Source organism: Nodosilinea sp. AN01ver1, from assembly GCF_050565655.1.
Lineage (GTDB): Bacteria > Cyanobacteriota > Cyanobacteriia > Phormidesmidales > Phormidesmidaceae > Nodosilinea.
Genome location: NZ_JBNXVS010000060.1, coordinates 16,645 through 27,998 on the forward strand (window position 1 = coordinate 16,645; position 11,354 = coordinate 27,998).

The window sequence follows — 11,354 nt, forward strand, 5'->3', positions numbered from 1 at the left end:
GGTTTCTACTAGTTCAGGTATGTATGTCGGGCGGCCTGTGACTGGGTCAACTGGCTATGCAGGACATCCCAGTTCTCTGTTTGGATCAGCGTTTTGATCTGCTCTAGCTGCTGCTGGTACTGGGTTAGCGCATCTAGTAAAGCCGCGCGGTTGTGGCGGGCCATCAGAGTACCAAGATCGGGCACACCGCCGCCGACCCGGCTGGTGTCTTGAAAGCCGGAACTGGCCAGGGTCTGGGCCAGGGCTAGAATAGCCGGATCCAATTCCCCCTGGCAAGCGAGGATGAGGCTGCTGCTGACCATTACCGGCAGGTGCGAGATCCAGGCGACGGCGCGATCGTGCTGAGTGGGGCTGCACTGGCAGAGATTGGCCCCGAGGGAGGTGGCGATCGCCCGCACCCGCTCCAATGCCGCTGGATTCGTGGCCGCAGTAGGCGTCAGCACGTAGGGACGACCCTGAAACAGCCCCATTTCCGCTACCGCTAGCCCGGCCTCGGCTTTACCCGCCATCGGGTGCCCGCCCACGAAGTCGGGCCATAGCGCCTCGATCGTCGGTACCAGCTCTCCCTTTACCGAGGCTACATCGGTCACGACGGCCCCCGCTGACAGGTAGGGCGCGATCGCCTCAGCGGTCGCGACAACCGCGTCGATGGGCGTGCAGACAAACACGACCTCGGCCCCCGCAACCAGTGCCAAATCGGTCCCCGCTTCGGTAGCGGCCCCCATCGCCAGGGCCGCTTTGGCCGTTTCGACCCGGCGGGCAATGCCCACCACCGGGTGGCCCTGGCGGGTCAGGTCTAACCCCAGCGAGCCCCCGATCAAGCCCAGGCCAACAATGGCGATTCGTTCCATACGTCTCAATCTCTTTGCCCACAGTGGTTATTACCAGCATATCGGTGGCGTGGTCTCCAGCGGCCTCGACGAATCTTCTATGCGACAATGGACACCTATAGCTGCTCGCGGTGGGTCGGCGTGGAATGGCGGCACCCCTGGGGCAACGCCATCGTCAACCATGCCAGCTGATTCCCTCGATCGCTCCCTCGTCACCTTTTGGATGCCATTACTTTGATAGAGGCCCAAGTACACCAACAACTGCGCGCCCTGCTGCGGGAGTGGGGAGAGCCAAGCTGGCCCCATCATCTGACGCTGGCGCGGCTTGTGGCGCGGGCGCTGCGGCTGGGGCGCAGCGCGCTGCTGCAGGTGGGTGGCCTGTCGGCCTACCAGGGGGAATACCGCCTCAGCTACCTGATTGCGCTGATGATGTGGCCTGGCCCAGCCGTTGTGGTAGCCCCCGAGCCGACCGCTCAGCGGTTGCTGATGGTCGACCTGCCCCGCCTGCAGGAAAAGCTGCGGCTGCACAAACCTGTGCACCGGGGCGATCGCTGGCCCAGCGGCGATTTTAACGGTCTGCTGATTACTACCCCCGGTGCCTGGCTGAGCGATCGCCTCAGCTACGGGAGCCAGTTTCCCGAGGGCATTCCCACCCTGATTGACGATGCCGATAACCTTGAGCAGTGGGTGCAAGAGCAGCTCACCGCTAATCTCAGCTCGCTCGACTGGAACCACCTGGCCCTGGCCTACCCCAACCACGAGAGGCTGATTCAAGACACCCATGTGGCCCTGACCCACGCGGCCTTTCAACGCTCGGCCAACCCCTACCGACGCTATCTGCTCGACGAGCAGGCCTGTCAACAGCTCCAGCGCCTGCATCAGGTTTTGACCGCCAGCCGCACTCCCCAATCGGAGGGACCCATGCCGCCCCAGTGGGCTCGGTTCTGGCAGCAGTTCAATCCGCCCGACCACCTGCTGTGGTTTGCCGTCGATCGCGATCGCGGCCAGATGACGCTGCACTGCGCCCCGGTCGACCTGGCCCCCGCTCTGACCCCGGTCTGGGCTCGACAGCCGGTGGTGCTGCTTGGGGCAGCCCTCGACCCCGAACCGGCAGCCGACAACTTTCGCCAGCGCCTGGGATTGGGCGAGCTGACCTGCCTTCAGTTCACCCCCAACCGGCAAAACGACGCCATTCAGCTCTACCTGCCCACCCACCTGCCGCTGCCCAACACGCCCCAGTTTCAGGGGGTGCTGCACCAGGAGATTCGCCGTCTGCTGAGCCGCGATGTTGAAGCGGATGCCCGCGCTGAGGTGGCCGAAAGCTTGGCAAATCGCCCTGGCTTTACGGTAATTTTGCTCGATGATTTGCCCCTCAAGGGTCAGCTAGGGGCTGCGCTGGCTGGCGAGTTTGGCTCACGAGTGCAGGTTGAGCAGACGGCTGTCGGCAGCAACGGCATTTTGGTCAGCGGCTGGACGTTTTGGCGACAGCACCAGGCCCTGCTGCCGCCCCCAGACCTGCTGATTGTCGCTACGCTCCCCCTGCCTTCTTTAGAAAACCCGATGGTGGCGGGTCGGGTGGCCTTTCACAAGCGGCGGCGGCAAGACTGGTTTCGGCTGTACCTGTTTCCTACAGCGGTGACCGAGCTGCAGCGCGCGATCGCCCCCTCGCGGCAGCACCAGGGCACCGTGGCCCTGCTCGACACCCGCGTCCACTACCGCAGCTATGGCGCGCAGATTTTAGAAGCCCTGAGCCCGGCTGCCTGCACGCGATCGCTGCCCTCCGATTGGGGAACCAGGCGCTAGAGAATTTGGAAAGTCGGGGGTTTGCAGGGAGGCTATCCTCCTAACCTTTCACATGCTTTGTCTGCCCGCATCCCGTCCTATGATGAAGAATGGAGAGTAGTACGGAACGTAGCGACGTAAACCCATGGGCGAATCAAAACGACGCAAAGAGCAGCTGGGCGAAAAATATGGACAGGCAGAACCCATTCTGCCCTGGCTGCCCATTACCAAAGACCAGTCTCAGCAGTTTGTAAAATGGACAACTCGTGGTGCCTGGGGCGGCATTATCTTGATGATCGCCTTTTGGATCACCCTGCGGTTTATTGGCCCTGGGCTGGGCTGGTGGACATTGGCCGATTAGAAACCAAGATCTCAGGGTTTGCGGACATAATCGGCGCGAAATTTCCTATTCTCGCTAAGAAATCGTAATCAGCGCTTTCCGTCTCCCATAGATTCTAGGTAGAGTGAGAGGAGGTGGTTGCGCGGGAGTTTGCGAGAAGATGCTGAGCCAACAACGGCAGTCTGGACCCCAGCGAGACGAGCCTCGGCCCGATGGAGTTGCCGACGTCGTCAAAGGAGTCGCCAGAGATTTCAGCCTGGTAATCGATGGGTCTGAGCCGGCCCTAGCTCTGCCCCAGGTCATGCCGCCCGCTCCCAAAAGTAACCAGTCGTGGCGGCTGCTGCTGATATCTCTGCTGAGCTGTGGTGCGGCCAGCGCGGCAGCCTTGGGAGCCTTTCTGTGGCTGATTAACCTGCCGCCCACCGCCAACTGCGAGAATACGGCCACCGTTACAACCGATCGCGCTCAGCTATTCTGCGCCCAAACCGCGGCTAGCTCGGGCGAGCTGACCGACGTGCTGGTCGCCCTCGACCTGGTGGGTGGCTGGACAGCGGAGCACCCCCTCCACTATGAAGTGCAGCCCCTGATCGAGCAGTGGTCTTGGGTGGCGCTCAAAGCCGCAGAGCAAGAGCTGCGCAGCAACGGCAGCATGGCCGAAGCGCAGTCTTTGGTCAGCCACATTCCGGTTGATAGCCCGGTGTTTGCTACGGCCCAGGAGACCATGCAAACCTGGCAAACCGAGTGGGAGCAGGGCGAGGCCATTATGGCTACCGCCCAGACAGCGCTCCAAAAGCAGGACTGGGCCACCGCCTCTAAACAGGTGCTGGCTTTGGCCGAACTCAACAATTCTCACTGGCGAGTAGAACAGGTGGCAGCGCTGTCGCGCCAGATTCGTCAGGAGCGTCAGGCCCAGGAGCTGCTGGCCGAAGCCGTGGCCACCGCCGTGCCGGGGGGGAGCGATCGCCTGGGATCGGCCCTGCGCACCGCCAGCAAAATTGACGAGGGCACCTACGCCCGCCAGCAGGCTCAGCCCTACCTAGACCGCTGGAGCGACCTGCTGCTCAAGCTGGGGCAAGACAAGTGGTACGCCTCTGAGCTAGAAACCGCGATCGCCCTGGGCCGCAGTGCCGCCCTCAACCCCAGCCGCGCCAAGGTAGCCCAGGAGCTGATCTGGATCAGCCAGGCGCGCCAGATGGCCCAGCAGAGCCTGACCACCTGGCGCACGGCCCCCGACCAGCTGGTGACGCTGTATCGCGCCATGCTGCTGGCCAACCGCCTGCCCACCGACAGCCCCTACTACGGCCAGGCCCAGTCGAGCGTGGCGACCTGGCGCACCCACCTGAGCGAGCTAACCCGGCTGCAAACCGCTCAGGCGGTAGGGCAGGTGCGCGACATCGACGCGATCAAGGTGGCAATCGATCAGGCCGCTAAGGTGCCGATGGGCCACCCCCGGCGAGTGCAGGCCCAAACCCTGGTCGCCCACTGGCGGCAAGAGGTTGAGCGCTTAGAAGACCGCCCCTACCTGGTCAAGGCCCACGAACTGGCTAAGGCCAAAACCTTCGAGGGTCTGCAGGCGGCGATTCAAACCGCCAACGCCATCGCCCTGCCCCGCGCCCTGCGTGGCGAGGCCCAGAGCTGGGTCTACATCTGGACCAGTGAACTACAGGTGATGGAAGATCGGCCGCTGCTCAACCGGGCGCGATCGCTGGCCGCCCAGGGCAACCTCTCCCAGGCCATTGCCGAAGCCAGCGGCATTAAGCCAGGCCGCGCCCTCTACGACGAGGCCAAAGCCGCGATCGCGGGGTGGCAGTGGGAAATTGCCGCCGCCGAGCGCGCTCGGTTACGCGCCCTTCAAGAGGAGGCTGCCCGCAAAGCCGCGATCGCTGACCCAGTAGAGCCCGCCCCCGAGAGCCTCCCCCCCAGTGCCGATGCCCCCACCGACGCTCTGGTTCCTGCGGCAGAGGCGCTGCCTGTGGCCCCAGCCCCCATGCCCACCGAACTGAGCCTGCCCAGGCCGCCCCTGCCCGAGCGCCTTGAAACCGTCCCCGGTGAAGCTTCCCCCAGTGACATCTCTGCCCCCGTTGAAGCGACGACCCCAGCACCTGCGGCGATCGAGGCAGCGCCAGCGGCCCCACCGCCAGCCCTAGTCGCCCCAGCCCCCCTTGCGCCCGTTCCCAACCCGGCCCCCGTGGCTCCCCCGGCTCCGCTGCGGGTTCTGCCTCCTGACGCCACGATGGCTCCTGCGACCGGGCCTCAGGCGACCCAGCCCCAGGCCACGTTTGCGCCTGTGGTGTCGGCCCAGCCGCAGCCCGAAGCGCAGATCGCCCTGCAGCTACGCTGGTCAGAAGCCAGCCAGGCACAAGTGCCTAATCTGGCCTCTTAACCCTATGCCAAGCAAAATACCGAAGTGCTCGTCACAGACGCGCTGTACAGCAGCTATCAATCCCATTTGCCAAGGGGGTAGACAGCGTGGTTAGCAATTTGCTCAGGAAAGGTAAACAACCCAAACGACTCACTGAAATTTCGTCGCGCCCAAAGAAAGGGCGAGGCCGCCGCTTTAACGACTCAAGATCACCACAGACAGGACCACCCTTCCCTGCATAGATCTCCTGGGTCGATATAAGATAGGAACTGGCCAAATTTGCCGAGGGGGCTATACCCAGCTCAGCTTGGGATTTGGGGCTTTCTCACCGGCAAAACTTCACTTAAACCTGGCTTGGGTTAACCTATGGCTCTCCTCCAAAACTTACCCCAGGTTCCCGATACGCTGCGAGGGCGTACCGTAGGGCGCAGTTTTCAGGCGGTATTTTTGCTGGCGCTGGTTTCGCTGCTGCTGCTGGGGGCCTTTGGGCTGCGGCTGTTTCAGCTTCAGGTGGTAGAGGGCGATCGCAATCGTCAGCTAGCCGATACCAACCGCATTCGCCTGGTGCCCAAGCGTCCGGCTCGGGGCACCATCTTCGATCGCAACGGCAAAATTTTGGCCGGTAGCCGCCTTTCTCACACCGTCTCAATCTGGCCAATTGCTCTGCCGCGCGACCAGTGGCCCATGGTAATTAATCGCCTGTCTAAGGTGCTCAACGTTCCCCCCGACGAAATTCGGCAGCGGCTGGAGCAGGCGGGCTACGAGTCGATTGAGTCGATTACTGTCGCCCGAGGCATTAGCCCCGCCCAGGCTACGGCCCTAGCTGAATACACCAATGAGCTACCCGGCGTGCGGCTAGAGGCCGAGGCGGTGCGCAACTACCCCAACGGCGACCTGGCCGCCCACGTGATGGGCTACACTGGCGAACTGACCGACGAACAACTCAAGGCTCGCCGCGACAAAGGCTACCGTCTAGGCGATGTGGTTGGCCAGATGGGGGCCGAAGCAGCTTTTGAGAGCACTCTCCACGGGGCCTGGGGCGGGCAACAGGTCGAGGTTGACAGTGCTGGCCGCATTATCAGTATTTTGGGCGATAAGCCCGCTACCGCTGGCCAGGATATTCAGCTCACCATTGACCTGGAGCTACAGCGAGCCGCCGAGGCTGCTCTGGGCACCCGGGAGGGCGCGATCGTCGCTATGGATCCGCGCAATGGCGCTATTTTGGCAATGGCCAGCTGGCCCACCTACGACCCCAATATTTTTACCACCCGCATTACCGAGGCCCAGTGGCAGCAGCTGCAGGGGGCCGACCACCCCTTCCTCAACCGATCGCTACAGGCCTTTCCGCCCGCCAGCACCTTTAAGATTGTCACGACGGCGGCAGCGCTTGAGTCGGGTAAATACGACCCCGGCACGGTGCTGCCCACCTACCCCTACATTCAGGTGGGGGGCATTCAGTTTGGCGACTGGAACCGGGCTGGCTTTGGCCCCCTGAGCTTTCCTGGCGCGATGGCCTGGAGTAGCGACACCTTCTTTTACCAGGTGGCCATGCGGGTAGGCGGCCCCACCCTGATCGAAATGACCCGCCGGTTTGGCTTTGGCCGCAAAACCGGCATTGAGCTAGGGGCTGAAGAAAGCGCTGGGCTGGTGCCCGACGACGCCTGGAAGCGCGAAAACCTCGATACACCCTGGGTAATTGGCGACTCGATTAACATGTCCATTGGTCAGGGGTTTATGCAGGCCACGCCCTTGCAGGTGGCCAATATGTTTGCGATCGCGGCCAACGACGGCTACAAAGTCACGCCTCACCTGCTCAAAGACAACGAAGAGCACCGCAACTGGAAAGAGTCCCTGGAGCTGAGCGATGCCACTATCGATATCTTGCATCGGGGGCTGCGGCAGGTGATTACGGGCGGCACGGGCCAGAGCCTCAACGTGCCCCACCTGCCTCCCCTGGCGGGTAAGAGTGGCACCGCCGAAGCACCGCCAGGGCTGTCGCACGCCTGGTTTGGAGCCTACGCCCCGATGGAAAATCCGGAGGTGGTGGTTGTGGCCTTTGCCGAACACTCGGGCGGCGGCGGCGGTAAGGTAGCGGCCCCGATGGTGCTACAAGTGCTAGAGGCCTACTTTGGTAAAAGCCAGATCGCCGAAGGCACCCAGCCGTAGGCGCGTCTTTCGCTTTGGGAATACAGGCAACGTCATGCTGCCCGCGTTCCCTTCGACTCCGCTCAGGGAACGCGGGGTTAGTCACGGGTAATCTGTTAACTCCGCGAGGCGAGGCTGAAGTTGCGAAAATGCTGGGCCTGGGCCTCAATGCGGCAGGCCAGGCGATCGCAGACCATGCTGCACAGGTCAAAAATGAGTTCGTCGGTGACGCTGTAGTAGGCGGAGGTGCCCTCGGTGCGGCGACTCAAGATACCCGCCTGTAGCATTACTTTCAAATGCTTAGAGACGTTGGCCTGGCTGGTTTGGGTGGCATCTACCAGCTCCTGCACACATTTTTCTCCGTCCCGCAGCAGGTTGAGAATTCGCAGCCGCATGGGCTCACTCAACACGCCAAAATACTCGGCCACTTGCTGCACGACTTCAACTGAAACCGGTTCTACAGGATCCATTAGGGTTCGTAGGTAGGCTCGTGTGCGCGAACGATTCTCAGTAATCTTAACAACTATTTTATTTTCGCAGCTATCAATAGCAATCCAGTCATCAAATCTTGTTAATTATTTAGGGATGATCCCTGTGGGGTTCTGTCTAGAACCAGGGGAAGAGATTGGTGGAAGAGGTTGAGACTAAACCTTGGGCCAGGGCCCGTACCGTGAGATTCTTAAAGATAACGATCACTCACCCTTGAGGACTGCCGTGAAAGCCATCACCCTGCTTGGTTCAACCGGGTCTATTGGCACCCAAACCCTGGATATTTTGGAGCACCATCCCGACCAGTTTCGCCTGGTGGGCATTGCCGCAGGGAACAACGTCGAGCTGCTAGCCCAGCAGGTGCGCCAGTTTAAGCCTGAGGTGGTCGCCATCTGCAATGCCGAGAAGCTGGGTGATTTGCGTGCCGCCCTGGCCGGGCTCGACCCCATGCCCCAGCTCCTGGCCGGGGATGATGGGGTGGTGGAGGTGGCTCGCTATGGCGAGGCCGAGGCCGTGGTGACGGGCATTGTGGGCTGTGCCGGGCTGCTGCCGACCCTGGCCGCGATCGAGGCGGGCAAAGACATTGCCCTGGCCAACAAAGAAACCCTGATTGCGGGCGGGCCTGCGGTGCTGCCCCTGGTCGAAAAGCACGGCGTGAAGCTGCTGCCCGCCGATTCGGAGCACTCCGCCATTTTTCAGTGTTTGCAGGGCGTTCCCAAAGACGGGCTGCGACGCATTTTGCTGACCGCTTCGGGCGGAGCCTTTCGCGACTGGCCCACCGAAAGGCTGGCCCAGGTGACGGTGGCCGATGCCCTCAAGCATCCTAACTGGTCAATGGGCCGCAAAATCACGGTTGATTCGGCCACGCTGATGAACAAGGGCCTGGAAGTAATCGAGGCCCACTACCTGTTCGGTATGGACTACGACGGTATCGATATTGTCATCCATCCCCAGAGCATTATTCACTCGCTGATTGAGCTGCAGGATACCTCGGTACTGGCCCAGCTGGGCTGGCCCGACATGCGTTTGCCCCTGCTCTACGCCCTCTCCTGGCCCGATCGCATCTACACCGACTGGGAACCGCTCGATCTGGTCAAGGCGGGCGACCTCACCTTCCGCGAGCCCGACCACGCCAAGTACCCCTGCATGGATCTGGCCTACGCCGCTGGCCGAGCCGGAGGCACCATGACGGCGGTACTCAACGCCGCCAACGAGCAGGCCGTGGCGCTGTTTTTAGACGAAAAGATTCACTTTTTGGAGATTCCGAAGGTGATTGAGGGAGTCTGCGATCGCCACCGTTCCCACAATGTGGCTCAGCCGGTACTGGCCGACATTCTCGCTGCCGACCAGTGGGCCAGGGCCGAGGTGCTCAGCGTGAGCGAGAACCTGACCCAGGCCACCGTTGTTTCGCTGGGGTAAGCGCCGTGGATCTGCTGATTGTACTGGGGGCCATTGTCGTCGTCGTGCTGGTGTTTGGCTGGCTGTTTAAGCTGGTCAAAAACACGATTCAAACAGTGCTGCTGGTCGCCTTTTTGCTGTTGGTGCTGTACTTTTTGTTCGGCATCGGTCCCGGTGCCGTTTGGGAGCAGATTCAGGCCTGGCTGAGCGGCCTGTGGGGAGGGAGATGAGGACGATTTTGGATTAGTGTAGGGTGCATAACGCTAAGGCGAGGCTCCGCCAACGCGCAGCAATGCACCGCGAAAAAGGCCATCCCCAAAATAGCCTTACGCCAAACTTCAGTCTTGCAGAGCACTAGGAATGGGGCCTAAGGGCAAGGCTGATCACCTGCCAGGGGGTAACCACTGCGGGTGGCGTTGTGCCCTGAGACTGCTCTAGAAGATTGACGGGGCCAAGGATGTCTCTGGGTAGGGTGCCGCCCAGGGCGAGGGGGCTGCTGGTGCCGGTGCTTTCGTAGGCGCGCAGAATGTATTGATCCGATCGATCTTCTGATTGTTTTAAGGCGGCCAGCATCAGGGAATTGTCGCCTAAATTGAGCCAGCTGGCGGCGGTAGGGCCAGAGGTCGATGACGCTGTCGGGCAATCTAGGCAAGCCTGAATCGGCAGGTTAAAGCTGCGGGCCGTCTGGACGGTTCTGGCCTGCTGCCAGCCTTGGGCGTGGGGGTAGACGGCATAGCTGAAGGTCTGGAGGCCGCGATCGCAGCCCGGATCGGGCCAAACCGGCGCTTTCAGCAGGGTCAGGCGCAGCTGGCTGGGGGTGGCATCAAACCCGTGCTTGTAGTCCGTGAGAATGCTGACGCCGCGATCGCCATTGCTCAGATCGGCCCAGCGCAGGGCGGGTACTTCCCACTTGGCGGCGTCTTGAGGGGTGGCGGGGGTGGTTGAGCGGGCGATCGCGCCAAAGGGAATTTCGTAGGTGGCCTTAGCGGCTGACACCGTCAGCGGAAAGGCAGCCTTCAGCACCACCTGGGTTTCCTGCCAATCGACCTGGGTGTGGACGGTCAACAGGGGCGACCCCACATCTAAGCTGTAGTCCTGGGTGATGGTGGACTGGTTGAAGGTCTGAACCACGCGCAGGGTTTGCCGCACCGGGCCGTACTCAACCCAGCGAATGCGCTGGAGCTGGAAATGTTTGAGGGGATGGTCCTGGTAGTCGGGGGCAATATTCCAGGCATCCCAGTACTGGCCCTGGTCGTTGAACGCCTGGAGCTGGTTTCCACAGTCGTGGAAGGTTTCGGTGCCCGTAGGCTTGTGCGTCAGGCTCGCAATGGATCCGGTAGATAGGTCAAGCTTTGCCCGCAAATACTCGTTCTCTAGCACCCAGTCATCAGGCGGCTCGGTTTTAGGCGAAACACTGATCTGCGGAGCCTCCGCAGGCACTAGCCAGATCAGTCGATAGCCCACTGAGGGCAAGCCTGAAACGTAGACCAGCAGCGATGGCGATCCATCCGGCCCTGGCTGGGTCAGAAGCAGCTGACCCTCAGCGTCCTGCGCTTGCCAGTAGGCCTGGGCCAGGTGGGGAGGAAGGGCGATCGCCACCACCTCCCGGCGCTCCCAGTTCAGCGGGTTAAACAGCACCACGGGTACAGCATCGGGGTGCGGCGGCGAGGGTACTGGACAGCACTGGGCCAGGGCAGTGAGGGAGGTTTGCAGAATGCGATCGCCTGCCGCCAGCGCCCGCTGCCACTCGTCATTGGCCTGCTCGAACACCTCAGGAATCGATGACCCCGGCAAAATATCGTGAAACTGGTTAAACAGCACCCGCTTCCAGGCGGCTTCTAGCTCGGCCTGCGGGTAGGGCTGTAGGTTGTAGATCGCGGCGATCGCAGCAAATAGCTCGGCCTGAAACAGCGTATCTTCGCAGCGGCGGTTGTACTGCTTTTGGTCACCGTGGGTGGTGTAGCAGCCCCGGTGGAGTTCGAGGTAGAGTTCGTCGCGCCAGAGAGGG

General features: G+C 61.9%; 9 protein-coding genes. 6 read left to right on the forward strand and 3 right to left on the reverse strand.

Annotated elements, in window-relative coordinates; genetic code table 11:
- Positions 1 to 8 precede the first annotated feature (8 nt).
- On the reverse strand, positions 9 to 851 hold the full coding sequence (locus ACQ4N7_RS27085) for a prephenate/arogenate dehydrogenase (RefSeq protein WP_430714554.1): 843 nt from the start codon (positions 849 to 851) through the stop codon (positions 9 to 11).
- Positions 852 to 1,064: 213 nt separating this feature from the next.
- On the opposite strand from ACQ4N7_RS27085, the gene ACQ4N7_RS27090 reads away from it, so the two are divergent.
- From ACQ4N7_RS27090 to mrdA, 4 genes are all read left to right on the forward strand, one after another.
- Positions 1,065 to 2,633 (forward strand): ATP-dependent DNA helicase, encoded by a 1,569-nt coding sequence (locus tag ACQ4N7_RS27090; protein WP_430714555.1) that lies wholly within the window; start codon positions 1,065 to 1,067, stop codon positions 2,631 to 2,633.
- A gap of 124 nt (positions 2,634 to 2,757) precedes the next feature.
- Positions 2,758 to 2,973, forward strand: a complete 216-nt coding sequence (locus ACQ4N7_RS27095; protein WP_430714556.1) for a DUF2839 domain-containing protein — start codon at positions 2,758 to 2,760, stop codon at positions 2,971 to 2,973.
- A gap of 139 nt (positions 2,974 to 3,112) precedes the next feature.
- A complete protein-coding gene (locus ACQ4N7_RS27100; protein WP_430714557.1) occupies positions 3,113 to 5,335 on the forward strand; it encodes a hypothetical protein in 2,223 nt (740 codons plus the stop codon).
- Positions 5,336 to 5,680: 345 nt separating this feature from the next.
- Positions 5,681 to 7,480, forward strand: coding sequence for a penicillin-binding protein 2 (gene mrdA / locus ACQ4N7_RS27105; protein WP_430714558.1), 1,800 nt, complete (start codon positions 5,681 to 5,683; stop codon positions 7,478 to 7,480).
- 95 nt (positions 7,481 to 7,575) lie between these two features.
- Here mrdA and ACQ4N7_RS27110 read toward each other — a convergent pair whose 3' ends face one another.
- A complete protein-coding gene (locus ACQ4N7_RS27110; protein ID WP_430714559.1) occupies positions 7,576 to 7,929 on the reverse strand; it encodes an ArsR/SmtB family transcription factor in 354 nt (117 codons plus the stop codon).
- A gap of 244 nt (positions 7,930 to 8,173) precedes the next feature.
- Here ACQ4N7_RS27110 and dxr point away from each other — a divergent pair, with 244 nt between their 5' ends.
- Complete coding sequence (dxr, locus tag ACQ4N7_RS27115; protein WP_430714560.1) at positions 8,174 to 9,367, forward strand: 1-deoxy-D-xylulose-5-phosphate reductoisomerase; 1,194 nt, start codon at positions 8,174 to 8,176, stop codon at positions 9,365 to 9,367.
- Between the two features lie 5 nt (positions 9,368 to 9,372).
- On the forward strand, positions 9,373 to 9,576 hold the full coding sequence (locus tag ACQ4N7_RS27120; protein WP_430714561.1) for a hypothetical protein: 204 nt from the start codon (positions 9,373 to 9,375) through the stop codon (positions 9,574 to 9,576).
- Between the two features lie 124 nt (positions 9,577 to 9,700).
- Here ACQ4N7_RS27120 and ACQ4N7_RS27125 read toward each other — a convergent pair.
- Positions 9,701 to 11,354, reverse strand: a 1,654-nt coding sequence (locus tag ACQ4N7_RS27125) for an alpha-mannosidase (protein ID WP_430714562.1), incomplete at its 5' end; no start/stop codon positions are given.